Here is a 25,292-nt window from a genome sequence, read left to right as displayed (position 1 = left end):
GCGGTCAAAAGAGCATTGTATAATCCACCCGGGATCGGTAGTATGAAGATTACATTGCTACAGAAAGGTTGACGGTACTACTTATGATCACAAAATTCGATAGCAGGATGCTGAAAGCGGGGGGGCCGACACGAAAGCAGCGGCTGCAGATCGCTGTCATTCTGGGGGCTATTTCCGCGATTGGACCGTTGTCCATTGATATGTATTTGCCGGCGCTTCCGGCGCTAGGAGCGCATTTTGGTGCCAGCGCTGCGATGGTGCAGCTTAGCCTGACTTTCTTTTTGCTCGGACTGGCTTCGGGTCAGCTAGTTGCAGGACCCTTAAGTGACGTCTATGGCCGCCGCACACCATTGCTCATTGGCATGGTAGTGTACGCAGTCTCCTCTTTGCTGTGTGCATTCAGTCCTTCCATAGGACTGCTGGTGATGCTGCGGTTTATCCAGGGGTTAGCCGGATCGGTAGGCGTTGTGATCTCGCGCGCGGCAGTGCGTGACCTGTACAGCGGCTCGGAGTTAACCAAATTCTTTTCCCTGCTCATGGTTGTCAATGGACTGGGCCCGATCCTGGCCCCCGTCATCGGAGGCCAACTGCTGAGAGTGACAACATGGCAGGGAGTATTCGTGGTGCTGTTTGCCGCCGGACTGATCTTTTTTGCCACGATTCTACTGCGGCTTCCGGAGACCCTGCCCAAGGAACGGCGTTCCAGGAGCGGACTTCGCGGCACCTTCCGCACGTTCGCTGTCCTGCTCGGAAATGGGAGATTTATGGGGTATGCTCTCTCGCAAGGGTTTGTCTCTGCAGCTATGTTCGCCTATATTTCCGGTTCTTCCTTTGTCCTGCAGATTATTTTCGGGGTATCTCCGCAGATGTACAGCCTGATTTTTGCCGTAAATGGACTGGGCATTATCCTTTCCGGCCAGGTCGCCGGTAGACTCGCCGGAAGATTCGGCGAACAGAGATTTCTGGTTGGCGGACTGCTGCTATGCACGCTAGGGGGTGTGCTGCTGCTGTTGACCGTTCTATCCGGAGGCGGGCTTGTACCCATCCTTATCTGCTTGTTCGCCGTTGTTTCCAGTGTAGGCGTGGTAGGGACAACCAGCTTCTCCCTGGCCATGCAGGATCAGGGCGATTCCGCCGGGAGTGCATCGGCACTTCTCGGCTTGCTGCCCCTGCTGCTTGGCAGCTGTGCCGCTCCGCTGGTCGGACTTGGCGGGAGTGAGAACGCCCTGCCCATGGCGATGGTCATCGCAGGAGCAGGCGTATGTTCCATTCTGTCCTTTCTCCTGCTGTGCAAACAGGGAGACGTCAGATGAGCCGCTAGGATTTTAGCACCCTGCTGCTGCAGCTGCTGGCCTTTGCCTGGGGCGCTTCCTTTTTGTTCATGAGAATCACTACGCCCGAGCTGGAGCGGTATTTACAGCAGAGCTTTGCTATGCTGGTATTGCCGGACGCCCTTCAGCAAACATTCAGCGCATTTTAAGGTTCCTCCCAGGTAGACCACCTATACTTGGAAAAGTGAAGGGAGGGACAAACATGAATATTTCTTCTGTATCATCGGCATCTTCTACTACATACACATCCTCCAGCGCAACGGACACCGCTGCCTTGGAGAAGCAAAAAGCCAAACTGGAAGCCGATTTGGAAAAGGTTGCTTCCAGCAAAGACGATGAGAAAACCAAGGAAACGAAAACTAAGCAGATTGAGCAGCAGATCAAACAGATCGAAGCCCAAATTGCCCAGAAATCGCAGAGTCAAAGCTCCTCTTCGGCAAGGGGCAATGCTGCTCCGCCAGAGAAACCGGCAGGCGGCAAGATGCTTGTGCCTGCAAGCGCGCAGGATATTGCAACTGCCACTACAGACAGCGAAGGAAGATTTGACATCCGGGTGTAAATCCGGATAAGAGCAAGCAACTGAATCATAAGCAGCAGCTAGAAAGAGGACGCCTTATCCGTGAGGGCGCCCTCTTTTTTTTGTGCAAGACTATATTTTGGATGCATAGATGAATATAGCGCCATGGACTTTTTTGAACACTGTCGTGCAGGGTATTGGGAGTAAAGGACGGTCTAACCTTTAAGTTGCTCCCAAAAGAGCCATTCTTCCATAGTCTTGGTATAATGGAGGAATGAAAATGGGCAAAGTCTTGTTAAGCCCATCCATCCGGCAGTAAAGGCAGGAGAAGACATGCACTCCAAGATCCAGACACTCGAGCGTTTCAGAATTGTAAAGTTGATTATTTCGATCTACCGGCTCAGGGCAGTAAGGGCACTTATTCCGGTTGCGGTTATTGCCCTAGTATATCTGGAGGGACAGCATGAGCTGAAGCAGGTGCACCTGGGACTGATTCTCCATGAGCTGAAGCGGGTTCCTGCAGAGGCCATTGCCCAGATGATGGGGGTTGCGCTGCTTTCGGTTGCAGTTATGAGCGGCTACGATTATTTGATCCGGCGGCATTACCGGCTGGACATCGGGCGCTGGAGTACTTTCCGCTATGCATGGATTGCCAATACCTTCAACAATCTGATCGGATTTGCCGGTCTGGCGGGGGTAGGCTTGCGGACGCTTCTCTACAAAAAAAGCGGGGTGCCCGCCGCCGTTCTTACGCCCGCTATAGTGTTTCTCTCGCCGCTCATGATTACCGGGCTGTCACTGCTCTCCTGGGGTAATATCTTTGGATTGCTACCGGCGTCCGCGCTACTGCACAAGCATCACTGGCTGGTGTTCGCAGTCTGGGGCATGGCGCTGTATTTACCTTTTTTCATTATCATTCAGCGTTCTTCGCTGTTCGCCAGATGGATTAACCGGGGGCAGGGCCGGACGCCCTGGCTGACCGTAGGTGCTTCCGTCGGCGCTTCTTTTCTGGAATGGCTGTTCGCCGGAATTACGTTCTGGACGATCGGAGATCACTTGCTCGGCGGTGTAGGTTTCGTGACCGTCTTTAGCATCTATGTTGTTGCTGCGATTGCTGGCATACTCAGCATGGCTCCTGGCGGCATCGGCGCCTTCGATCTGATTGCCTTGCTCGGGCTTACGCAGCTTGGATATCGTAGTGATCAGGCGATGGCCGTACTGGTCATTTACCGGTTGTTTTATTATCTGATTCCCTGGCTGATCGGCCTGGGGCTGGCTGCACTGGAACTAGGGCTTCAGGGTAAAAAAGGCCCTGACCGGAGCCCAGCGAATGCGATAATCGAGCCTTCCCTTAATGTATGGCAGAAAATGTGGGGCTGGCCGGGCCATTATTCGTTCCTGAGTGACCTTGGTGTCTGGGCCCTCGGCAAGCTGGTATTTGTCAGCGGACTTATACTGCTCCTGTCAGCTGCCACGCCCGAGCTCCTGTACCGGCTGCGGATTACAGAGGATCTGCTCTCGCTGCCGGTGATGCGGATATCGCATCATCTCTCCGTACTGATCGGATTCATGCTTGTTCTGCTGTCACGCGGAATTTCGCTGCGAGTCCGCAGAGCCTATGTCTGGACCAGTGCACTGCTGTTCGTGGGAGCCGTATTTACTTTTACGAAGGGGTTTGATTACGAGGAAGCTCTGTTCCTCCTGCTGGTAGCGCTCATCCTTTGGATCTCCAGGGCGCGCTTCTACCGGATCAGCGTGCCGGTTAGCCGGCAGAATACCGTAAGGTGGCTGTTACTCACCACTTTTATAGCAATGATCTACTACTGGCTGGGCAGCTATGCGCATCGGGGGTTCATGAAGCATCTTCCCCGCGGGGTCGAGCCTGAATGGTTGCAGCGTCACAGCAATGTGGCGGTTACCGTTGCCAGCGGTCTGGTGCTCTCCTGGATTGTGCTTACGATGCTGTTTACCCTTCGGCCTAACCGTCACATAGATGAGCTGTTCGCGGATAAGGATATGGGCAGATTAAGCCGTTTTCTAGAGCGCAATCCCGGGAATTCTTTAACCCATATGTTGTTCTTGGGTGATAAGAACTTCTACTGGGCTAAGAACGGCGAAGTGCTGTTTGCTTTCTCCCGGGTACGGGACAAGCTGGTCGTATTGGGTGATCCGCTTGGTCCGCTAAACCTGATCAATGAAGGGATTAGTGAATTTCGGCAGGCTGCGGATTTATACGGACTGGCTGTGGTGTTCTATCAGGGCACTCCGGCTTTTCTGCCGGTATACCATGAACAGGGTTACCGTTTTTTCAAGCTGGGTGAAGAGGCAATGGTGCCGCTGGCAACATTCACACTCAGTGGCAAAAAAAATTCCGACCTGCGGAGTGTAAGAAGCCGCTTTGAGCGGGAGGGATATGTATTTGAGGTGGCAGATCCGCCTCATTCCGAAGGGCTGCTGACTGAGCTGCGCCAGATCTCTGAGGAATGGCTGGACGGCCGAAAGGAAAAAGGCTACTCTCTCGGTTGGTTCAAGCCGTCTTACCTGCAGCTTGCCCCCATTGCGCTACTACGCGGTAAGGAAGGCGAGGTCCTGGCTTTTGCCTCTATTGCACCGGGATATGACGGGGGGTATACCCTGTCGGTTGACCTGATGCGTCACCTGAAGAAAACACCAAATGGCACAATGGACTATTTGTTCGTCCGTCTGCTGGAGTGGTCGAAGGAACAAGGCAGCAGCAGATTCAATCTGGGCAATGCGCCGCTATCCAGTGTTGGGAATAATTCAGGAGCGCTGCGGGAAGAAAAACTGGCTCATCTGGTGTATACACGGGGCGGGCACTGGTACGGATTTTCCGGGCTGCGCCATTATAAGGAGAAGTTCAATCCGGAGTGGGAACCCAGATATCTGGTCTATCCGGCTGCGCTTACCCTGTCGATGCTGACGTTTGATCTGGTAAGACTCGTCTCCCATTACCCTGAAGAGGATAAGGACCGGAAATAATCTTCACCGGATGTGCAATAGTTCCTGGACGATTATCTGCAAATCAGCAATACTGATTCTGCCCGATTCATGAGGATGAACAAGCAAACCTAGATATACAACACTTGAGAGGGCTCCTGCGATGCAGGTGCCTTCTTTTTGAAGAGGCATGGTCCGCTTAGGTCCGCTTGATATGATTGATATGAATAAAGGAGGAAAACAGTTATGGGAACCGCCATCATGGAGATCATGGAGAAACGTAAATCGGTCCGCACCTATGAGCAGACCCCGATCCGGGAAGAGGCCCGTGCAGCGGTGATGGAATATTTGGCACAAGAGGAGAACCTGCGCGGACCTTTGGGTGGAAAGGCTTCTGTGGAGTGGATTACAGTCAAAGGAGGTGCGGCAGAAGCATCAGGCGTTAAGCTTGGCGCTTACGGGGTCATCAAGAATCCGCAGGCGTATCTGGTGGGTGTGGTGCAGAATGAGAAGATAGCGCTGCTGGAGTTCGGCTATATCTTTCACAAGCTGATTCTTCATGCCACAGGGCTGGGCCTTGGAACCTGCTGGATGGGCGGGACCTTTAACCGCAAGTCCTTCTCCCGCGAAATTGAGCTTGCGCCAGGAGAGCTTATCCCCTGTATCTCTCCGCTGGGTTATGCAAGCGAGAAGCAGCGGCTGCTGGATTCGACGATGCGGTATATCGCCAAATCTAATCAAAGGAAACCTTGGGAGGAGCTCTTCCAGGATGCCGGATTCGGCCGCGTACTGACCCAGGAGGCTGCAGGGAGCCTGGCTGCACCGCTGGAGATGGTCCGGCTGGGTCCGTCGGCTTCCAACAAGCAGCCATGGAGAGTGGTGCTGTCTGGGGACAGGAAGCAAGTTCATTTTTATTGGCTGCCTACACCGAATTATGGTGGCAACAAGCTGGGGTTCGAGATGCAGCGGATCGACATCGGGATTGCTGCTTGCAGCTTCGATCTGGCCTGCCGGGAGCTGGGCATCTCAGGGGTCTGGACCCGGCAGGACCCGCTGTTAGATACTCCTGATCCACATCTGGAGTATATGCTGAGTTATTCTCTTAGCTGAGACGCGAGACCGTCCATAACAAGGCGGTAGTCAGCAGGATACAGAGCAGGATCAGCGTATCGCGGTTCTGCCAGGACAGCCGGTAGGCAGGCGTCCGTTCCTTGGTGGGATCATATCCCCGGGATTCTACGGCGGTAGCCAGCTCATCGCCCATCCCGATGACCAGAATGAGCAAGGGGACGATGAGTAGGGCGACTTGCCGGGGAGTGTAGCGGGCCAAGCCGCGGGCTTTTCGGCCGCGCGAGTCCAGCGCCAGCTGGAGCTGGGTCAGCTTGTCCAGAATCCAGGGTACAAACTGGAGTGTGACGGACACCGCAAGCGACCAGTTGCGGGTGCGGATGCCCAGCTTTTTCAGCGGGGCAATCCCCCATTCCAGCGCTTCCCGCAAGGGGGCGCCAGTGGTGGTCTCGGTGAACAGGAAACCGAGTGCAACCAGCAGCAGAAAGCGGAGCACATTCAGTCCGCCGCGTTCCATACCGGCGAGGCTTATGCCAACGGGCCCAAGCTTATAATCCGGGGAACTCCAGGTGAGCGCGGACAGTAGCCAAAGGAACAGGAACATGAGGAGGAACGGACGGAAGAAGCGGACCGTCCTCTGCCAGGGAATGCGGGCAGAGAGCATCAGCCCGGTAATCAGGCCTGAAGCCAGCAGCAGCGGCAGCAGGGCTTCCATCCCCGAGACGACCAAGGTTCCCATTCCCATCCCCAGCCATTTGACGCGGGGGTCCAGCCTCTGCCACGGCTTCCGTGCAGAGGCTATTCCTATATCTATGGCGACAGCTGGACGGATGCCCGTCCCCCCTTGAGGGGACAGAGCCGCCTTCTCTTCGGTCCGGATTGGGATATGAAGCGCTGAGGCTGGAAGCTCTCCCTCGGGCGGTGCAGGGAGCGGCTGCTCTGCAAGCGCTGCGAGCAGGCTATCCAGGCTGTCCGGCAGCTCAGCCAGCAGGCCCTTCTGCCGGAGTCTGTGTCCGAGCCGCGAATAGACGGGGGGCTCCAGTCCGGCGGCTGTCAGCACATGCGGATCGGCGGACAGGGTGGACGCCGGTCCGCTATAATGGACGGCACCCTGGGACATCACAATGACCTCGTCTGCCATCGGCAGGAAGCTGTCGAGGTCATGGGTGCCAACAACCAGGGTCAGTCCGCTGCTGCGCAGTTCACGCAGCAGCTCTAGCAGGGACTCTGCCGCCTGCGGATCCAGCCCGGCCGTGGGCTCGTCCAGAATAAGCAGTCCCGGCAGGGAAGTGATAGCAGCGGCGATGCAGAGCCTTCGCTTCTCGCCGCCGCTCAGCAGAAAGGGCGAGCGCCCGCCGAATTCATCGTAGGGCAGCCCTACTCTGGCAAGTGCGCTGCGGATCAGCTCCAGCCGCTGCGGCCTCGGCACTCCGCGCTCAGCAAGGCCATATTCCAGCTCCTGATGCACGCTGCCCGCGAACAACTGTGTCTCAGGCTGCTGGAACACCATGGAGACCCTACCGGCGGCAGGCTTGCCGCCGTCCAGGAGAATCGTGCCGGAAGCCGGCTCTGCAAGGCCTGACAAAAGGCGCAGCAGCGTAGACTTCCCGCTGCCCGTGACCCCGCACAGAACAGTAAGCGATCCCTGGCGGATATCCAGGTTAATCTCTGTGAGGACAGGGAGTCTGTCGTAGCCGAAGGATACGTCGTTCGCCTGAATCCTCACAGAACCGCCTCCAAATCCTGCTCGGTCAGGGGCAGAAGGGGCACAGGCCAGCCTTTGTCCTGCAGGAGCTGCCCGATGCGGACGGCCGGCGCAGACGGCCAGCCGAGAGCGTCCGGAAGCCCGCTCGTATAGAACAGTGAACGGGCGTCACCATCATACAGCAATGTTCCTTGACCCATGACAGCGACACGCGGGCTTGCGGCGAGCTCCTCCATCCGCTGGGTCACCCAGAGCACCGTTGTCCCGTGTTCCCACAGTCTGCGGGCCAGCTCCAGAATGTCCCGACGTCCGGCCGGATCCAGCATGGAGGTTACCTCGTCAAAAATGATCATTTCCGTGTCCAGCGCCAGACAGCAGGCGACCGCCAGGCGCTGGCGTTCACCGCCCGACAGGGTAGAGACATCAGCCTCCGCTTTATGAGCCAGACCGACCTGGCGCAGGACCTTATCAATCTGTGCGAGCATCGCATCACGGCTTAAACCGCGGTTCTCCAGTCCAAAAGCGACGTCCTCAAACGGCGTAGAGCCGACAGTCTGGGCTTCGGGATTCTGAAATACCAGCTGGATATGCTGCTTGACTGCTGTGCGGTTGCCCGCTGAACGCAGATCCAGACCGGCGGCAGACAGACTGCCCCCGGTTGGTACATTGAGACCGTTGAATGTACGGATGAGTGAGCTTTTGCCACATCCGTTGGCTCCGGTAAGGGCCACCCATTCTCCCCGTTTGATATGTATAGAAATTCCCTGCAAAACCGGCAGCCTGCGCTGGCCGTCCCGGTAAGACAAGGTCAATTGCTCCGCTCTGATCATTGTCGGGCCTGCTTCCTTAACTGCTGTAGTCGATAATCGCTACCCATTATAGCAAATATTTTAAGATTGATGTATCTGGTGGGGGATGATATAGTGATCCTAAAAAAATGGGGGTAATCCTACTCATGAGAAAATGGACGACTCGCGGCCTGATCTTCAGTGCCCTGTTCGCCGGAGTTATGATCGCACTTAGCTATTTAAGAATATCACTGCCCTTCTCGGCTGTGCCTATCACGATGGGAACACTCGGAGTTATGCTGGCCGGCTCCATTCTCGGCGCACGCTATGGAAGTCTGGCCGTGCTTATTGTTATTGGACTGACGGCAGCCGGATTTCGTGTACTGGGCGGAAGCGGAGGCTTATCCGTCCTCGTTGGCCCAACGGCAGGTTATATCTTCTCCTGGCCAGTTGCGGCCTTCCTGATTGGCTTCTCTGCACAGCGCATGGGGCAGACCAAATATACATTCGTGAAGCTGCTGGCCGTGAACTTCCTGTTCGGTGCATTGCTTGTGTACCCTGGCGGGGTCTGGTGGCTGGCCCATTCCACGGGCATGACCTCTCTCTCCAAGGCATTAACGGCAGGCATGTGGCCGTTCATCCCCGGTGACCTGATCAAAGCAGTATTAAGCTCAGCTGTTGTAACTGCCGTATGGAGAGTCTATCCAATTCAGCGCATCCTGAATACGGAACCGGATATCTGGACCGAAGGTGAGAAGGCGGCGATCCGCCGTTAATGGATAGCTTCGCACCACTTAGGAGATAACTCAAACAGGTGACACCGCCCATAATGGCCGGTGTCACCTGTTTGTTTGAAGCCTGAGTTCCTCCTGCTGCTGAGTGGCAGTGTTGGCATGGACTGGACTAGCTGAACTAGCTGAACTAGCTGAACTAGCTGAACTTTAGGGACTTAACCCGAATAAACTTAGCGTACTTGAGCAGAATCGCCCGCATTATCCACAGTGTGAACATGTCTCGAACGTTGTGCTCAGGTGAAAATGTATACTAAGTGGAATTAGTAAACCTAATTTATTGAAATTCCCTCCGCAGAACCGCCGTCCACAGCTTCGCTATTCACATCAGCATTCTTCGCCTCTGGATCAGACTCTTCCTCTTCCGCATCCGGTAGCGTCCACACGGAGACACTTCCGCCGTTCACCGGGAATGCCGCCCAGCCGTCTTCACCGATGGTTACGGACTCTTCACGGTTATGGGTAAGATCGATCCATACTTCTCCAGCCCGCTCTTCACCAAGGAACATCCGCTTCTCGCCGTTGTCTCCGTTCGAGATGACTACGGCGCAGCCCGAGCCTTCAACCTCTTCGATGCCACGGCGCACCCAGCCGATGGTGTTCGGGTGATCAAAGTAATCATCCTGCTCGCCGTAGGCTTTGTGGCAGCGGGCGTATAACAGGGGATCAATGGCCTCTTTTTTTCCTTCAACCGGAGTAGGTCCGCCGATGCCGTAGTAGTCACCATAGAAGACTACCGGGTATCCGTCACACCGCAGGAGGATGAGGGCGTAGGCGCTCTGTTTGAACCAGTCTCCAACCCAGGACTCCAGCGCTTCATGCGGCTGGGAATCATGGTTATCCACGAAGGTCACGGCATTGCCGGGATGCGTCTGGACTAGCGTGTCGTCAAAAATATGCGTCAGATCAAAGTCTCTGCCTCCAAGGGAAGCCGCATGCAGCTTGTAATGCAGCGACACATCGAACAGGTCTATCTGATAGTCAACTGTATTGAGAAATTCCCGGCAGGCTTCGAGATTCGAGTTCCAGAATTCCCCTACAATATAGAAATCCTCGCCGCGCTTCTTGGTCATCTCTGCCGCGAATTCTTTAATAAACTCATGATTGATGTGTTTGATGGCATCCAGACGATAGCCGCTGCATTGCAGTGTATCTACCAGCCATTTGCCCCACTCCAGCATTTCCTTTCTAACTTCCTCATGGCTGTAGTCAATGTTCGCGAACATGAGATAATCGTAGTTACCGAACTCATCATCCACGTTCTGATTCCAGCTCTTGTTCTCACCGTTGATCCGGAAGACTCCGCTTCTGTTCCCTTTGGCATCAAAGTCGGTACCATTGAAGTGAGTATGATCCCACTTAAAGGAGGAGTACTCGTCACCGCGTCCGGGGAATGTGAACTTGGTCCATCCCTCGATCTCAAAAGGCTCGGAGATTTCCTTATTGCGGTCATTCGGGTCTACCTCAATCACTTCGAAGACCTCGGTTTCATCCGCGCCTGCTTTATGATTCATGACAAGGTCCACATACACGGCAATGCCGTTCTTGAGACATTCGGCAATAGCGTCAATCAGTTCCTGTTTGGTGCCATATTTTGTGCGGACGGTTTCTTTTTGGTCAAATTCGCCCAGATCATAGAGATCGTATACACCATAGCCTGTGTCCTGATCGGAGACCGCTTTGGTTACCGGAGGCACCCATACGGAATCAATGCCAATCGCTTTCAGCTCGGGAGCCATTTGGGCCAGCCGCTTCCAATGCTCTCCGTCCGCCGCGACATGCCATTCGAAAAATTGCATCATAGTATGGTTTCTCTTCATTTCCTGTGGCCTCCTTCATATATGGAACGGTGGATAAGTTATAGCGCTTTAGTGCTTCAGCAAGGAGTAGAAGAGATTATGTAGACCTCCAGGCATCCCCCGGGCAATTTAGAAAAAATCCAGCTGGCGCGGAGCCAGACCGCCATCGATTCCGAGCAGCGACTGCAGCTCCTTCGCATTGTCAGTGGCGTCTCCGCCAGAGTTATTATTAAACACAACATACAGCTCGCTGCAAGTTTTTTCAAGCTCAAGCAGCCGGTCCCGCCACTCCTTCAGCTCTTCCGTACTGTAACGGTACAAGTAGCGCAGCTTGCGCCAATCTGGATGGCTGCTCTGGTTCCAGCCGCTGATGTTACGTCCGTGCAGGCGGACATAAGTAGCATCAGAGTGGGTCGATACCGGCACGATGGGAATCGACCCGGACCCGGCCTGCGGTTCATCTGCCACAGTATGGATCCAGCTCTCTTTTTCCAGAAAGCTCAGAGTGTTGTCGCGCATTTCCGGGCTGTACCAGGATTCGTTGCGGAATTCAATGGCGGATGGAACATCGAGCAGCCTTTCCTTGGCTTCACGCAGAAACTCTACGTTGTCCTTGGTACAGTCGAACCAGGGCGGGAATTGAAAAAGAACCATGGCCAGCTTTCCGGCCGCCCGCACAGGCTCTATAGAGGTATGAAAAGCCTGATACATCTCTTCGGGGGTATCAAAGTAATTCTTTTTGCTGCGCAGGTGTCCGGTCATCCCCTGATATGCTTTGACGATGAACTGAAATTCATCCGGTGTCTGATCTACCCATTTGGCGTAATTTCTGACTGGCTGCACCGCATAGAAAGAACTGTCGATCTCCACGATGGGAAAATGAGCGCTGTAGACAGGCAGCCGTTCAGCCGGCTTGATTTTGCCGTACAGCTCCTCGTGGTCTCCAAAGCCTGTTAGCCCGATTTTGATCATGGAATCTCCTCCTCCTCCGCTCGAAGTGCGGCTTAAATGGATCGGCTAACTCTTATTAAACGAAAAACCGCTGTTCGCAAACAACAGGCAGTTGATTAATATATGGAATTCATGCAACATGTGTATATTACAGCGCCTAGGTTGTGGGATTATGGGATTAAGGGAGGGGAGCTATACATGAAGCATAAATTTCAGCAACTCAGTCAGCACATTCTGATCATGCATGCAGAGCATGAGACCGACCGCCCCATTCTGGCAGCAATAACCGGAGAACGGCGTACCTTGCTGATGGATGCAGGGAATTCCCCCGACCACGCGGAGCTTTTCCGCCAGGAACTGGCTAGGCGTGGCATGAGGCAGCCGGATTTAATCGTACTGACGCATTGGCATTGGGATCATTCTTTTGGTATCTCCGCCTGGAAGGTGCCGGTCATTGCCCATGAAGGAACAGCAGAAGCGCTGGGCAGTCTTGGCGGAAGAAACTGGTCAGATGAGGGTCTGGAGGAGCTGGTGCAGGCCGGGACCCTCAGTGAAGAGAGTGCCGGACATATTCGTCTGGAGTACAGGGGCAACAGGGACATAACGGTTGTGAAGCCGGATATCGTATTTACGGGCAATATTAGTCTGGATCTGGGCGAAGTCACCTGTGATTTGAGACATGTGGGCGGTGATCATTCCGCAGATTCCTGTATTCTTCACGTGAAAGAAGACGACGTTCTTTTTCTGGGTGATGCCTTGGGGCCTTCCGTATATGGCGGTCCCCGGCAATATAGCAGTACAGGTTTTCTGAATTTGCTTGGACTTGTTTATGGTTATAATGCCCGCTGGGTGGTGGAATCGCACGGCGTACCGATGAGCGCAGACGAATTCCATGATGATCTGGTACCGTGGGAACGTCTCGCCCGGATTGTGGATGTTTTTGGGCATAACCGTGAACGTGTGGTACAGGAGCTGAGGGATTATCTGAAGCTTGAGGAGCTCCCGGCTGATTTGCTGCAGGGTGTGGAATATTTCATGGCCGGAAGCAAAGGAAGGAAGAAATGAATAAGAGAAATAAGGAAGAATTAAGGAAGAAACCACTCTAAAAAAAAGTGCGCGGTAGTGGCGGACGCCTTATCGCAGAACAGCCCCGTTTCTGAACAGGTGATAAGCCTGCCTGGAAACGGGGCTGTATTGTTATTGAGATAAGGTTGATTTGGCTGTTCTCTTCGAAAAGTAGTGGTCCAACAACAGCAAAAACGCCGTTGCTGGAGCGCCGCCGGCTGGCAGCTACCGCAGCAGCTTATACCGGTGTGAAAGGACTGATGGAGGAGCCGCTGGATACATGCACCGCATTACGCCCGCTTCGTTTGGAGGTATATAGGGCGTGATCCGCTTCGGAGAGCAGTTCTTCCAGCGAGAGGTGATTGCGGGAGGACTCCACTACTCCGAAGCTGGCAGTCAGATTAATGGATCCGGAAACCGTTAAGAGGGGGCTGTGCTCGATATCCTTACGGATCGCTTCAGATAACAGCGAAGCCTGCTTAAGCGGGGTTTCTGGCAGACAGAGGACAAATTCCTCGCCCCCGTAACGCCCGAAAACATCACCCTCCCGCAAATGCTGTCTGCAGACGGCTACAAGGTGCTGCAGGGCCATATCTCCATAATGGTGGCCGTAACGGTCATTGATGTTTTTGAAGAAGTCGATATCCAGCAAAATGATCGAGACTGGCGTCAGGCTGAGCTCAGCCTCCTCCAGAATCTGGCGGCTGAGCTCCATTAGATGCATCCGGTTGTAAATACCGGTTAGGCTGTCGATGGTAGCCAGCTGAAGCAGCTTCTCCTGCAGCAGTGTCCGCTCTGTGACATCAATCAGAATGATCATCCTTCCCACCAGATGCCCGTCATGCTTCTGCACCGGTGAGGATCTAACCTGGTAATAACGGGTATCCCCGTGGATATTCCAGCCCAGCTCGCGTTCTTCACTGAGCTGCGGATCGGAATTCATAACATAATCAACAGCGTCCGGACCCGCCGGAAGGAAGAGCTGGGCCAAAGGCTTGCCGATGACTGAGGCATCCAGGTCCTGAAGCATGTCTGCAGCAGCTTGATTGAAATCTACCAGCATATCGGAAAGATCAGTAACCAGCACGCCGTCGCGCATGCTTTCAAAAAGATTCTCACGGGCAATAGGGGCAGCAGTCAGCATGCCTCTGGAAAGGATAGCCCAAATGTAGAGGGTTGAGGTTACGCTCATAATCACCGGAACGGGGTCCATCCCATAAGGGGTCGCATTCACTAAATACAGGAAAGCCCCCAGAGCCGGGAGGAACTGCCCGACGAAGATAATGGACAGCTGCCTAAGGTAGACGCGCTTCATCCGGTTCCATTGCCAGAGAATCAGGCACATGCCCGCAAGCATACAGCCAAAAGTCAGACTGCCCTGAACAATATACCAGGGTCCCATAACGATATCGATCAGCGGTGAGGGGGCACCCTCCCGGAAATGCATCGACTGATAGAACAAATGATGATAATCGTTAGTCCATACGAGCAATACCGAGATGAAGGGGATGGCATAGAGCACGGTAACCAGTCCTTTGCGGATCAACCGCTCCAGTCCTACGAAATACATAATCATAATCAGGCTGGAGGGAGCAATAAAGGGCAGCCCAAGATACTCGACCTTGATCCAGAAGCTGATTTCCGGCATGCTCTGGCCTGACAGTTCCAAGGCGAAGCCGAAGATATAGACTGCTGAAGTGAAAGAGCTGAGGATAAACGCGCGGGTTCCTGCGAAATCTGTTCTTTTATAGTAGGCAAAAACAGCCAGCAGCACGTTCAGCACACCGGAGATCGCAACAATCACAATATAATTGGAAATCATGGATCCCATCGTGCAGACCTCCATGTATGAATATTAGCTATAAGCATAGGCGGATTGTCTCCTGATTAATGAAAGATATAGTGAGATAGCATCACGGTGTATACATGATGATATATACCTATTGTATCGGAAAAAGTCGCAATTTTTAATAATAAATAGGCGCCACCTAGACAAAGTGACTGAATTTTGCAGATGCTATTTGACTCTTTGTCTAATGAGAGTAACCGGAGCAAAGTGTAACATGTTAGTTAATACTACATCGATAAGAGATAATAGCTTGATATTGGGAATAATGTGTTATTTTATATGACATAAAAAGAAATGAAATCCGAATCAGGAGCGAAGGGGGAGCTGGGAATGTCATTAGTCGCAACAAGAATTCCTGAAATACAGATGCAAAACGTCGAGATGCGTTATCAGACAGAAACAGCCGATGTGCTTGCGCTGCATCAAGTGAGCCTGGATATCGCCAAAGGGGAGTTTGTTTCTCTGCTCGGCCCGTCCGGATGCGGCAAAACCACCCTGCTGAGACTGATGGCAGATCTTATAACACCAACCCGCGGAGACATTACGGTAGCCGGTAAGAGTGCCCGTGAAGCCCGTCTGGCGCAAAAATACGGCATTGTCTTCCAAAGTCCGGTCCTTTATGACTGGCGAAAGGTGAAGCATAATATTACTCTGCCGCTGGAACTGATGGGCGTGAAGAAATCCATACGTGAAGACAAGGCGCTGGAGCTGCTGGATCTCGTAGGCCTGCAGGGCTTCGCAGACAAATATCCGTGGCAGCTAAGCGGAGGGATGCAGCAACGGGTAGCCATCGCCAGAGCGCTGTCGATGGAACCGGAAATCCTGCTGATGGATGAACCGTTCTCCGCACTGGACGAATTCACCCGCGAGCGTCTGAATGAGGAACTTCTATCCGTCTGGAGCAAAGTGCAGAGCACCATTGTTTTCGTAACCCACAGCATTCCTGAGTCAATTTTTCTCTCGGACCGCGTGTTCGTGCTATCTCCGCATCCGGGAAGGTTATCCGCTATTGTGGATATACCGCTACCTCGCCCGCGCACGGCGGAGATGAGAAACAGTCCGGAGTTTTTTGAACTGATCGCCCGTATCCGCGACAGCTTCGAAGGGGTGTAGGGATGAAGGGGAACAGTACGTTTATGCGGGACCGCGTGCTGCCGCTGTTCGTCTGGATCTTCGGCCTGCTGGTGGCCTGGGAGGCGGTCTCCTGGTGGCTGCTGAATGTGGCGAAGACGCCGCTGGCCCAATCCAAGCTGCCTTACGTTCATGAAGTGGCGTCCACCTTGTGGAAGTATAGCGGCACGCTTTTGAAAGAGGGGGGAGCCACCTTCGGCAATGCCGGTGTCGGGTTTCTGATCGGTGCAGCGGCCGGGGTGATCCTCGCGGTGCTGATGAGTCTCTCGAAGACCATTGAACAGCTCGCTTTCCCTTATGCGGTGGCTTCGCAGATGATTCCGATTCTGGGCCTGGCCCCGATCATCTATGGCATTGTGCGCGACGAACAGGTGTCGCGGATTATCATCTCCGGTTATATCACCTTTTTTCCCGTCGCACTGAATATGCTTCGCGGACTGCGGAGTGTGGATCTCCCGGCAGTAGAGCTTATGCACTCCTATGCCGCGAAGCCCTGGGCAGTGTACTGGAAGCTGCGTTTTCCGGCTGCGTTGCCGGGCCTCTTTAGCGGCCTCAAGATCGCCGCTCCGCTAGCCGTAACCGGAGCGATCCTCGTGGAACTCATGGGTGCACAGCACGGGATTGGCGTTATTATGCTCCGTAATCTCTATTATGGACCTTCTCATACGTATATGTTCTGGTCTACGGTGCTTGTTGGCGCTCTTCTCGGAATGGCTAGCTATTGGCTGATGAGTCTTATGGAACGCCTGGTAGCCCCATGGCAGCCGGAATTCCGTCCGAAAGGGGGCAGCCGCTGATGGAGAGCAATACTACTGTACGGGATGCAACTTTCATTGCTTCATCAGGTAAAGAAGCATCACCTGCTCCAATCACTTCAACTAACAACCGTATTTCAACAGAACCTGGGAAACAGCATAGCCCCCGGCGACCAACCAAATGGCTGAACCTTGGCGTGATTCTGCCCCTGCTAGCTGGTGTGCTGTTTCTGCTGTTATGGGAGTATCAGGTCTTCCACAGGCTCTTTGATCTCAAAAAATATCAGCTGCCTCTACCCTCGGCCATTGCGGAAGCACTGCGGGATAATCTCAGCCTGCTGCTCTCCTATACCGGCTATACGCTGACCGAGGCAGTGGTGGGAATGCTGATCGGTTCAGCCTGCGGCTTTCTGATTGCTCTGGCCGCAACCGCCTGGCCCCGCTGGGGCGGAGGGAGTCTGACCTTGGTGGCTGCGCTGAACGCTGTGCCGATTGTGGCGCTCGCTCCCATCATGAACTTGTGGTTCGGGGATGGAATCGGGTCCCGGGCCGCGATTGTTACAGCGACGACGATGGCGGCGATGGCTATTAATGCCTACAAGGGCATGGCGGCGGTAGATCCGCTTGCCCTGGATCTGATGCATTCCTATGCAGCCGGCAAGCCGGCGGTATTTCGCTACCTGCGGATCCAGAACAGTCTGCCTTATGTGTTCACTGCGCTGAAGATCAATGCCACTGCGAGTATGATCGGAGCCATTGTCGGGGAATTCTTCTTCTCCTCACGGGGCCTAGGCTACCTGCTCTCCAACTCCATCAAAGTGGCCAAAATGCCGCTAGGCTGGTCCTGCATCGTGCTGGCGGCCATTGCCGGAGTCCTCTTTTACCTGATTGTTGAACGGCTGGAGAAAGTGTTCATCAAGTGGCACTCCTCCCAGCGCTCCTAATACCCTGAATTCGTTACATCCGGTTTCTGCGAAGAGGGAGACAGAGAACCCCTACGGAGGACCGTGTGCATAGAGCATTACGATGGTAACCATGCTGTGGCTTCAGCCGAAAGGAAAACTCAAACGGGTAGGGGGAGTTATATTGATGAACGGGAAGAAGGGCAAGTTTCGTGGCGGGGTGTTGGTAGTAGCGTTAATCCTGATAATTTCTTTGCTGGCTGGGTGTGGGAACAAGAATAATAATACAGCTCCGGCGGCTGAAGGGGCGACTGGAACAGCTGCTTCCGCTTCGCCCGAAGCAGCGGCAACTACAGAGCCGGCTGCAGATCCAGTCACTGTCAAGCTGCAGCTGAAATGGGTGCCGCAGGCGCAATTCGCCGGTTACTTCCTGGCCCAGGACAAAGGCTACTATGCTGAAGAAGGGCTCAAAGTAGAGATTCTGCCTGGCGGGCCGGACATTGTGCCTGAGCAGCAGGTTGCAGGTGGGTCAGCGGATATCGGCGTGGACTGGGTGGCCAGTCTTCTGACCAGCCAGGAGCAGGAAATGCCGCTGGTGCAGATCGCGCAGATCTTCCAGAAGAGCGGCCTGGTGCTGGTATCCAAGAAGGACGCAGGTATCAGCGGACCTGCTGACCTGAAGGGCAAGAAGGTCGGTAATTGGATGGGCGGCAACGAGTTTGAGATTTTGGCACTGTTCGATAAATATAAGCTGGATTCGAATAAGGATCTGAACTTTACGAAGCAGGGCTTCACGATGGACCAGTTCCTCGGCGGCGAGATCGACGCGGCTTCGGCCATGACCTATAACGAATATCAGGTCGTGCTGGAATCAGGGATCAAGGCAGAGGATCTGAATGTAATCGATATGAATGATGAAGGTGTGGCTATGCTGGAAGACAATCTTTTTGCCAACAAGGAATGGCTTGAAGCCAATAAGGAAACAGCAGCCAAGTTTGTCCGTGCATCCCTGAAAGGCTGGAAGGACGCGATTGCTGACCCGGAAGCGGCGGTGGACAGTGTGATGAAGCTGGCTGAGGAAGGCAGCACCACCCGCGAGCATCAGCTGACGATGATGACCGAGGTGGCCAAGCTGATTCAGCCGGAAGGCTTCGACGCATCCAAGATGGGTTATACCGATGCGGCGGCGTTCCAGCAGACGGCAGATATTGCCCTTAAGTTCGGCGTGATCAAGACAGCACCCAAGGTGGATGAGGCCTATACGAACGAAATTGTGGAGATGGCGGCAAAATAACAAAGGTACACTTATATTCATAATAGATGACCGCCGGATGGGGCGGTCATCTATTATAATCAGCAGCCCGGAAGAGGGGAAGAGGTGCAGATAATGTCTCTGCTTGTAAGGCAAACGGAGAAAGTAAAGAACTACGTGAATGGCGTCTGGGTGGAGTCTTCCTCCGGACAGCAGGAAGAGGTGTTCAATCCGGCGACCGGCGAGGTTATTGCGTATGTGCCGATCTCTAGCCGGCAGGAGCTGGATGATGCGGTGAAGGCGGCGGCAGAGGCGTATTCCTCCTGGAAAAGGGTTGCCGTACCGCGCCGGGCCCGCTATTTGTTCCAGTACCAGCAGTTGCTGGTACAGCACTGGAACGAGCTGGCTGGACTGATCACGCTGGAGAACGGCAAAAGCCTGGAGGAAGCGCACGGAGAAGTGCAGCGCGGCATTGAATGTGTTGAATTTGCCGCTGGCATTCCTACACTGATGATGGGCAGTCAGCTGCCGGATATTGCTACAGGCGTTGAGTCGGGCATGTACCGCTACCCGCTTGGGGTAGTTGGTGGAATCGCACCATTCAACTTCCCGATGATGGTGCCTTGCTGGATGTTCCCGCTGGCGGTTGCCTGCGGCAACACCTTTGTTCTGAAGCCCTCCGAACGCACGCCGCTGCTGGTGAACAGGCTGGCAGAGCTGTTCGAAGAAGCGGGTTTTCCGCCAGGGGTGCTGAATGTGGTGCACGGGGCACATGAGGTGGTGAACGGCCTGCTCGAGCATGAGGAGGTCAAAGCCATATCCTTTGTAGGCTCCCAGCCGGTTGCAGAGTATGTCTATAAGCACGGAACCTCGTTCGGTAAGCGGGTACAGGCACTGGCCGGAGCTAAGAACCATTCCATTGTATTGCCCGACGCCGATCTTGACAACGCAGTCAAAAACATCACTTCCGCCGCCTTCGGCTCAGCGGGTGAACGTTGTATGGCCTGCTCGGTAGTCGTTGTGCATGAGAGGATCGCAGATGAGCTGGTAAGCCGCCTGAAGGAGGCTGCGGATAGCCTTAAGATCGGCAACGGCAAGGACGAGGGCGTGTTCCTTGGCCCGGTGATTCGCCAATCCAACAAGGAGCGTATGATTGCATATATCGACACGGGGGTTAAAGAACAGGCGGAGCTGGTACGCGACGGCAGACTGGATAGTGCGGCAGGCGGAGCAGGTTATTTCATCGGCCCGACCATTTTCGACCGTGTGCAGCCGGGTATGACGATCTGGCAGGATGAAATATTTGCGCCGCTGCTGGCTGTAGTGCGGGTCAAAGATCTGGCCGAAGCCATAGCGGTGACGAATCGGTCCCCTTTTGCCAACGGGGCCTGCATTTATACGGACAGCGCCAAGGCGATCCGGGAATTCCGGGAAGAGATTGATGCGGGAATGCTGGGGGTTAACCTGGGCGTGCCTGCGCCGATGGCCTTTTTTCCTTTCTCGGGGTACAAGAAATCCTTTTATGGAGATCTGCATGCGAACGGCAGGGATGGTGTAGAGTTCTATACCCGCAAGAAAATGGTTACCGCGCGTTATTAAACTACTATGGAATGTTGAGAGGAGAGAGTGTGTCATGCAAAGCCTGGGGAACGATAGCGAGCTGGCTATCCAGAAGGATCAGCAGTATTTATGGCATAATATTACCCCTTACAATGAAAAGAATCCGCCGATGATCGCCGCATCAGCCAGCGGCTCGTGGGTGACGGATATCGACGGCAACACATTACTGGACGGCATGTCCGGCCTGTGGTGTGTGAATGTCGGCTATGGACGTAAGGAATTGGCAGAGGCTGCCTATCATCAGCTCTTAAGTCTCCCGTATTTCCCGCTCACCCAGAGCCATATGCCGGCAATCGCCCTGGCCGAGAAGCTGAATGAATGGCTCGAAGGCGACTATGTTATTTTCTTCTCCAACAGCGGGTCAGAGGCCAATGAAGCAGCCTTCAAGATAGCCCGCCAATACCAGCAGCAGATCGGCCAGCATTACCGCCATAAGTTCATCGCCCGCTATCGGGGCTATCATGGCAGCTCGCTTGGCGCGCTCTCGGCCACCGGACAGGCGCAGCGGAAATATAAATACGAACCGCTGAGCGGCGGGTTTCTGCATGTGGCTCCGCCGGACAGCTACCGCCGTCCGGCCGGTATGACTGTGGAAGAGTTCAACCTTCAGAGTGCGCAGGCCATTGAGGATACGATCATCTGGGAAGGTGTGGAGACGATAGCGGCGGTGATTATGGAGCCGGTCATTACTGGCGGCGGCGTCATTGTGCCGCATCAGGTCTATCTGGACCGGGTTCAGGAGATTTGCCGCAAGCACGGAGTCCTGCTGATTATTGACGAGGTGATCTGCGGCTTTGGACGTTCCGGCCGTAAATTCGGGCATCAGAATTTTGGTATGAAGCCGGATATGATCACCATGGCGAAGGGCTTGACCAGTGCATACCTGCCGCTGTCGGCAACGGCCGTCCGTAAGGATATCTATGAGGCCTTCAAGGATAACGGCGACGACTACGGGCATTTCCGCCATGTGAACACTTTTGGCGGCAATCCGGCAGCCTGTGCGCTTGCTCTGCGCAATCTGGAAATCCTGGAACAGGAAAACCTGGTCGAACGGGCGGATATTCTGGGCAAGAAGCTCACTGCAGAGTTCGCAGAGCTGCTGGACCACAAGCTCGTAGGAGATATCCGCAGCTTCGGACTCATTATCGGTATTGAATTGGTGGCGGATAAGGTCACCAAGCAACCTGCCGATCTGGCTGTCGTTAAAGGGATTATCGCTGCGTGTAAAGCGAAGGGCCTGATCATCGGCAAGAACGGCGATACAGTAGCGGGCTTCAATAATGTGCTTACCCTTGCACCGCCGCTCTCCTCCACCGATGAGGATATCCAGTTCATCATTGGCACCGTTAAATCTGTGCTGAACGGGAGCTGGGCAGAGTGAATTTCTCGGGATACAGCAGCTGATAGGCACGCAGGGCAACTTGTATGGAGATGCGGTTCTCCGGAAGCATGAAGTCTTCGCCCAGCAGCTCGGTGATTTTGTCCAGCCGGTAGTAAAGGGACTGTCTGACGATGAATAAATTCCGGGCGGCGATCTGCTTGGAACCGTCGTGGTCGAGGTAGACACGCAGGGTCAGCAGGAGCTCGCTTCCTTTGGCGATATCATGGTCAATCAGAGGTCCGAGATAGCTGCGGATGAAGTTCTCCAGGGTCTTGCCGTCATTCAGGCTCAGCAGCAGCTGGAAGACGCCGAGCTCTTCATAGAACAGTATAGACTTCTGATAACAAGAATAGAGAGACAGTGCCTGTACGGCTTCCTGGTAACCCGCATAGGCGTGTTTCAGGCCCCGTTGGGACTTGCTGACTCCGATTACAAGCTGCAGATCCTTCAGCTTCTCGTCGGAACGGATATGCTGCAGTGCATCCAGTGCCTGCTGCAGCCGCAGTTTGCCGGGCAGCTTGGACTGGATGTCGAGGGCGATGACGGTGAGGCGGTTATTCTTCAGCGTAATCAGCGGGCGCAGGGAATACTTCTCGAAGATGGAACGCAGGATGAGCGACAGGTGAAAGGTAATCGACTCCCAGTCGTTCTCCGAGCTGTTCCATTTCACGTCACGGGGATTTTCAATTTCGATCAGGCATACACGGTACGGTAGCTCATTCACGACATTGAAGTCTGGACCCACAAGTCCTTTAAGCCGGTTGTCATCCTGGGTCCGTCCGCCAATCAGCTCATCCACCCACAGATTCTCCGAGAACAGCTTGCGTTCCTCCATATATCGTGTGCGCAGCAGCTCCTGTGCAATCGAGAGCGAAGCAGAGTCAAGCAGCAGACAATCGAATTCCTGCGGCTTATGATTACAGACCATCAGAATATAAGCCCAGGTCTGATCGAGCGCGCCTACCGGCTTCAACGCAATCGTCTTATGGCCATAGTCGCGGATATATGGGGCGGCATCCGGCTGCACACCTTCCATCTCTTCGCCGAAGGCTTCGAAGAAGCGCAGGAGAGGGGCTTGATCCTCGGGCGAAAGCGCCGGGAAGAACAAGGGTTTCCCTTGCGGCTGCATATATACAATTTGCGTGCGGGTGCTTTTGCATAACAATTGCAGAACTTTGAGTGTGCCCTGAGAGGTCAGCGTCAGGCGGTGGAACTCACGGGAGATACTTTCGAGCTCCTGAAGCATGCGGTGATGGCGGTTGATAATGAGGGAATGCAGGTCAAGGGTGATATCTACAAAGCGCACAGTACGGGTGAAAATAATCAGCGGGAAGTCATGCTGGTTGGCGAGATCAATCATTTCCTGCGGAATGCTGTTGAAATAAACACCAAGCTCAATGCATAAGCAGGCTGCGTTCTTATCGATCAGATTCTGCATAAAGGATAAGGAAGCGGGCAGATCGGCGCTTGCCCCTATGCCGGTGGTCAGAATCATCTCTTCCCCGTGGATCAGACTTTCAAAGCTCGCGCTCTCCAGCACATGCACCCAGCGGATGGCACGGCTTAGGCCTGTTCTTCCGCCGACGATTTCCGCTTCCGCGAACAGCGGTCTTTTGAGTGCATCCCGAATTGTAAATACAAGCTCCCAATCCATAAATTTCCCCCTCGCTTGATGTATGAACCGCTGCCCTGACTCGTGTGGTGCTACTCCCGGCTTATTCTTACAGGTAAAAAATACACTTTTGAAATTAGACAATCTGTCTAATGTAACGAAAAAAGGAATTCAATATAGTTTTAAATATAGCATGTAAGGATAGTTAACTTGTTACGATGAAAAAGAAAAGTGAAGTCAGGTTTATTGTTCATTTTACTACAATAATCTTGAGAAGTAAGCAAAATATTAAGGCAATACCCGTAATTATGTTATATTATATAACACAAACATGATGTAAATGCCGAGCCACTCATACAGAAGGAGGGATACGGATGGAGCACACTTCTCCGTTATACACATTCACGCCTGATATGTTCATGCGCAATTTCGCCGAGGCTGAACCTGGTCTTACCCGCAAAGGCGCAATCGAAGAATCCAACCGTTGCCTGTATTGTTACGATGCCCCGTGCATCAAGGCCTGCCCGACCAGCATTAATATCCCCTCTTTCATTAAACGTATTGCCACAGACAATCTGAAGGGTTCGGCTCAGACCATCATGGACGCCAATCCGGTTGGTGCCAGTTGTGCGCGTGTCTGTCCAACGGAAGAACTGTGTGAAGGCGCTTGTGTACTGAATGACGCTTCTGCGCCGATTCAGATCGGGCTGCTGCAGCGTTATGCCACCGATTGGGCGATCAATACTAAGGCTGATTTATTTAAGGCAGGCGTCCCGAATGGCAAAAGAGTCGCGGTGATCGGCGGCGGTCCGGCCGGGTTGTCTGCAGCCAGGGAGCTTGCGCGTGAAGGTTATGGTGTGGTGATCTATGAAGCTAAGGAGCTTGCCGGCGGACTGGATACACACGGAATCGTCTCATTCCGGCTGCCGCAGTCCATATCGCTGTGGGAAGTGGAACAGGTCGAGAAGCTGGGCGTCGAGATCCGTACAGGAGTGAAAGTGGGCGTGGATGTCTCCGTGGAAGAACTGAAGGCCGGGTATGATGCCATCGTGCTGGCTGCTGGGATGGGTTATGTTCCGCCGCTCGGTATTGAAGGAGAAAAGCTTTCCGGGGTCTACGATGCTATTGAACTCGTGGAAAGCACGAAGACGGGGATACCGACACTGGAGCTAATGGGCCAGCGGGTTGCCGTCATTGGTGCAGGCAACACGGCGATAGATGCAGCTACCTGCTCGGTGCGGCTGGGCGCCGCGAATGTGAAGATGGTCTACCGCCGGACGCTGGCGGAGATGACGGCTTATGATTTTGAATATGAATTCGCCAAGCAGGAAGGCGTGGAATTCAGCTGGCTGACCCTGCCTAAGCGGATCATCGGGGATGAACTGGGCAATGTGACCGCTCTGGAGTGTGTACAGATGAAGTTGACCGGTGAGACCGGCAAGGATGGGCGTCTGACGCCGATGCCTGTAGAAGGCTCTGAATTCCTCATGCCGGTGGATGCGGTTGTGGTGGCGATCGGGCAGAAACGGCGGGTGGATCTGATAGAAGCGCTGGGCCTTGCCCACGAGTGGGGCGTTGTGAAGATAGATGAGCATACCGGCCGGACCTCCGATCCGCAGATCTATGCCGCCGGGGATATCGTCTTCGGCTCGGGCAAAGGTGAAGCGATGGTAGTCTCCGCTGCCCAGCAGGGCAAGGATGCCGCTTATGCCATTATGAAGCAAATGTCGGGCCTGCAGGATAGCGTGGTTGGCTCTGTTGTATAAATTGGGGTTGCTGTGCGAATACAAGGCCGGCTGATTAGCCGGGCTTACATG

19 protein-coding genes are annotated in these 25,292 nt (G+C 54.1%); 13 read left to right on the top strand and 6 right to left on the bottom strand.

What is annotated here, in order from left to right; translation table 11 throughout:
• Positions 1-107: 107 nt before the first annotated feature.
• The 4 genes from AC0MA3_RS06400 to AC0MA3_RS06385 all read left to right on the top strand — a co-directional run bounded on the left by AC0MA3_RS06400 (position 108) and on the right by AC0MA3_RS06385 (position 5,916).
• Positions 108-1,313 (top strand): multidrug effflux MFS transporter, encoded by a 1,206-nt coding sequence (locus AC0MA3_RS06400; protein WP_474655552.1) that lies wholly within the window; start codon positions 108-110, stop codon positions 1,311-1,313.
• Positions 1,314-1,533: 220 nt separating this feature from the next.
• Complete coding sequence (locus tag AC0MA3_RS06395) at positions 1,534-1,890, top strand: FlxA-like family protein (protein WP_474655551.1); 357 nt, start codon at positions 1,534-1,536, stop codon at positions 1,888-1,890.
• 291 nt (positions 1,891-2,181) lie between these two features.
• Positions 2,182-4,848 carry a bifunctional lysylphosphatidylglycerol flippase/synthetase MprF gene (mprF, locus tag AC0MA3_RS06390; RefSeq protein WP_474655550.1) on the top strand — a complete coding sequence of 889 codons (2,667 nt, stop codon included), beginning with the start codon at positions 2,182-2,184 and terminating at the stop codon, positions 4,846-4,848.
• Between the two features lie 204 nt (positions 4,849-5,052).
• On the top strand, positions 5,053-5,916 hold the full coding sequence (locus AC0MA3_RS06385) for a nitroreductase family protein (protein WP_474655549.1): 864 nt from the start codon (positions 5,053-5,055) through the stop codon (positions 5,914-5,916).
• Here the strand turns inward: AC0MA3_RS06385 and AC0MA3_RS06380 are convergent.
• Positions 5,909-7,600, bottom strand: coding sequence for an ATP-binding cassette domain-containing protein (locus tag AC0MA3_RS06380; protein WP_474655548.1), 1,692 nt, complete (start codon positions 7,598-7,600; stop codon positions 5,909-5,911). The two genes, AC0MA3_RS06385 and AC0MA3_RS06380, sit on opposite strands and share 8 nt — an antisense overlap.
• A complete protein-coding gene (locus AC0MA3_RS06375; protein WP_474655547.1) occupies positions 7,597-8,409 on the bottom strand; it encodes an ATP-binding cassette domain-containing protein in 813 nt (270 codons plus the stop codon). The genes AC0MA3_RS06380 and AC0MA3_RS06375 overlap by 4 nt, the downstream gene beginning before the upstream one ends.
• A 125-nt stretch (positions 8,410-8,534) precedes the next feature.
• On the opposite strand from AC0MA3_RS06375, the gene AC0MA3_RS06370 reads away from it, so the two are divergent.
• Positions 8,535-9,143, top strand: a complete 609-nt coding sequence (locus AC0MA3_RS06370; protein ID WP_379156802.1) for a biotin transporter BioY — start codon at positions 8,535-8,537, stop codon at positions 9,141-9,143.
• Positions 9,144-9,430: 287 nt separating this feature from the next.
• On the opposite strand, the gene AC0MA3_RS06365 is transcribed toward AC0MA3_RS06370, so the two are convergent.
• Together AC0MA3_RS06365 and AC0MA3_RS06360 are read right to left on the bottom strand one after the other, a co-directional pair.
• Positions 9,431-10,978 carry an alpha-amylase gene (locus tag AC0MA3_RS06365; protein ID WP_474655546.1) on the bottom strand — a complete coding sequence of 516 codons (1,548 nt, stop codon included), beginning with the start codon at positions 10,976-10,978 and terminating at the stop codon, positions 9,431-9,433.
• Positions 10,979-11,086: 108 nt separating this feature from the next.
• On the bottom strand, positions 11,087-11,929 hold the full coding sequence (locus AC0MA3_RS06360; RefSeq protein ID WP_474655545.1) for a DUF72 domain-containing protein: 843 nt from the start codon (positions 11,927-11,929) through the stop codon (positions 11,087-11,089).
• Positions 11,930-12,106: 177 nt separating this feature from the next.
• Here AC0MA3_RS06360 and AC0MA3_RS06355 point away from each other — a divergent pair, with 177 nt between their 5' ends.
• On the top strand, positions 12,107-12,973 hold the full coding sequence (locus tag AC0MA3_RS06355) for an MBL fold metallo-hydrolase (RefSeq protein ID WP_474655544.1): 867 nt from the start codon (positions 12,107-12,109) through the stop codon (positions 12,971-12,973).
• A gap of 238 nt (positions 12,974-13,211) precedes the next feature.
• Here the strand turns inward: AC0MA3_RS06355 and AC0MA3_RS06350 are convergent, their stop codons facing one another.
• Positions 13,212-14,804, bottom strand: coding sequence for a histidine kinase N-terminal 7TM domain-containing diguanylate cyclase (locus AC0MA3_RS06350; protein ID WP_474655543.1), 1,593 nt, complete (start codon positions 14,802-14,804; stop codon positions 13,212-13,214).
• A 348-nt stretch (positions 14,805-15,152) separates the two neighbouring features.
• Between AC0MA3_RS06350 and AC0MA3_RS06345 the strand changes: the two genes are divergently transcribed.
• The 6 genes from AC0MA3_RS06345 to AC0MA3_RS06320 all read left to right on the top strand — a co-directional run bounded on the left by AC0MA3_RS06345 (position 15,153) and on the right by AC0MA3_RS06320 (position 21,863).
• A complete protein-coding gene (locus tag AC0MA3_RS06345; protein WP_474655542.1) occupies positions 15,153-15,935 on the top strand; it encodes an ABC transporter ATP-binding protein in 783 nt (260 codons plus the stop codon).
• 2 nt (positions 15,936-15,937) lie between these two features.
• Positions 15,938-16,750 (top strand): ABC transporter permease, encoded by an 813-nt coding sequence (locus tag AC0MA3_RS06340; protein ID WP_474655541.1) that lies wholly within the window; start codon positions 15,938-15,940, stop codon positions 16,748-16,750.
• Positions 16,750-17,652 (top strand): ABC transporter permease, encoded by a 903-nt coding sequence (locus AC0MA3_RS06335; RefSeq protein ID WP_474655540.1) that lies wholly within the window; start codon positions 16,750-16,752, stop codon positions 17,650-17,652. Before AC0MA3_RS06340 ends, AC0MA3_RS06335 begins: the two co-directional genes overlap by 1 nt.
• Before the next feature lie 145 nt (positions 17,653-17,797).
• Positions 17,798-18,904: an ABC transporter substrate-binding protein gene (locus tag AC0MA3_RS06330; RefSeq protein ID WP_474655539.1), complete on the top strand. Its 1,107-nt coding sequence runs from the start codon at positions 17,798-17,800 to the stop codon at positions 18,902-18,904.
• 93 nt (positions 18,905-18,997) lie between these two features.
• Positions 18,998-20,461 carry a CoA-acylating methylmalonate-semialdehyde dehydrogenase gene (locus AC0MA3_RS06325; RefSeq protein WP_474655538.1) on the top strand — a complete coding sequence of 488 codons (1,464 nt, stop codon included), beginning with the start codon at positions 18,998-19,000 and terminating at the stop codon, positions 20,459-20,461.
• Between the two features lie 34 nt (positions 20,462-20,495).
• Positions 20,496-21,863 (top strand): aminotransferase, encoded by a 1,368-nt coding sequence (locus AC0MA3_RS06320; RefSeq protein WP_474655537.1) that lies wholly within the window; start codon positions 20,496-20,498, stop codon positions 21,861-21,863.
• On the opposite strand, the gene AC0MA3_RS06315 is transcribed toward AC0MA3_RS06320, so the two are convergent.
• Positions 21,829-23,517, bottom strand: coding sequence for a PucR family transcriptional regulator (locus AC0MA3_RS06315; protein ID WP_474655536.1), 1,689 nt, complete (start codon positions 23,515-23,517; stop codon positions 21,829-21,831). The genes AC0MA3_RS06320 and AC0MA3_RS06315 overlap by 35 nt on opposite strands.
• Positions 23,518-23,849: 332 nt before the next feature.
• On the opposite strand from AC0MA3_RS06315, the gene AC0MA3_RS06310 reads away from it, so the two are divergent.
• Positions 23,850-25,241 (top strand): NAD(P)-dependent oxidoreductase, encoded by a 1,392-nt coding sequence (locus AC0MA3_RS06310; RefSeq protein WP_474655535.1) that lies wholly within the window; start codon positions 23,850-23,852, stop codon positions 25,239-25,241.
• Positions 25,242-25,292: the final 51 nt, after the last annotated feature.

The organism is Paenibacillus sp. LS-5, from assembly GCF_056121505.1.
This window is presented reverse-complemented; position numbering and strand designations above follow the sequence as displayed.

What these genes read in the sequence shown, in the direction of transcription:
- AC0MA3_RS06400 (WP_474655552.1), top strand. Translation starts at nt 108, where the DNA reads ATGCTGAAAGCGGGGGGGCCGACACGAAAGCAGCGGCTGCAGATCGCT.
- AC0MA3_RS06395 (WP_474655551.1), top strand. Translation starts at nt 1,534, where the DNA reads ATGAATATTTCTTCTGTATCATCGGCATCTTCTACTACATACACATCC.
- mprF (WP_474655550.1), top strand. Translation starts at nt 2,182, where the DNA reads ATGCACTCCAAGATCCAGACACTCGAGCGTTTCAGAATTGTAAAGTTG.
- AC0MA3_RS06385 (WP_474655549.1), top strand. Translation starts at nt 5,053, where the DNA reads ATGGGAACCGCCATCATGGAGATCATGGAGAAACGTAAATCGGTCCGC.
- AC0MA3_RS06375 (WP_474655547.1), bottom strand. Translation starts at nt 8,409, where the DNA reads ATGATCAGAGCGGAGCAATTGACCTTGTCTTACCGGGACGGCCAGCGC.
- AC0MA3_RS06370 (WP_379156802.1), top strand. Translation starts at nt 8,535, where the DNA reads ATGAGAAAATGGACGACTCGCGGCCTGATCTTCAGTGCCCTGTTCGCC.
- AC0MA3_RS06365 (WP_474655546.1), bottom strand. Translation starts at nt 10,978, where the DNA reads ATGAAGAGAAACCATACTATGATGCAATTTTTCGAATGGCATGTCGCG.
- AC0MA3_RS06360 (WP_474655545.1), bottom strand. Translation starts at nt 11,929, where the DNA reads ATGATCAAAATCGGGCTAACAGGCTTTGGAGACCACGAGGAGCTGTAC.
- AC0MA3_RS06355 (WP_474655544.1), top strand. Translation starts at nt 12,107, where the DNA reads ATGAAGCATAAATTTCAGCAACTCAGTCAGCACATTCTGATCATGCAT.
- AC0MA3_RS06350 (WP_474655543.1), bottom strand. Translation starts at nt 14,804, where the DNA reads ATGGGATCCATGATTTCCAATTATATTGTGATTGTTGCGATCTCCGGT.
- AC0MA3_RS06345 (WP_474655542.1), top strand. Translation starts at nt 15,153, where the DNA reads ATGTCATTAGTCGCAACAAGAATTCCTGAAATACAGATGCAAAACGTC.
- AC0MA3_RS06340 (WP_474655541.1), top strand. Translation starts at nt 15,938, where the DNA reads ATGAAGGGGAACAGTACGTTTATGCGGGACCGCGTGCTGCCGCTGTTC.
- AC0MA3_RS06335 (WP_474655540.1), top strand. Translation starts at nt 16,750, where the DNA reads ATGGAGAGCAATACTACTGTACGGGATGCAACTTTCATTGCTTCATCA.
- AC0MA3_RS06330 (WP_474655539.1), top strand. Translation starts at nt 17,798, where the DNA reads ATGAACGGGAAGAAGGGCAAGTTTCGTGGCGGGGTGTTGGTAGTAGCG.
- AC0MA3_RS06325 (WP_474655538.1), top strand. Translation starts at nt 18,998, where the DNA reads ATGTCTCTGCTTGTAAGGCAAACGGAGAAAGTAAAGAACTACGTGAAT.
- AC0MA3_RS06320 (WP_474655537.1), top strand. Translation starts at nt 20,496, where the DNA reads ATGCAAAGCCTGGGGAACGATAGCGAGCTGGCTATCCAGAAGGATCAG.
- AC0MA3_RS06315 (WP_474655536.1), bottom strand. Translation starts at nt 23,517, where the DNA reads ATGGATTGGGAGCTTGTATTTACAATTCGGGATGCACTCAAAAGACCG.
- AC0MA3_RS06310 (WP_474655535.1), top strand. Translation starts at nt 23,850, where the DNA reads ATGGAGCACACTTCTCCGTTATACACATTCACGCCTGATATGTTCATG.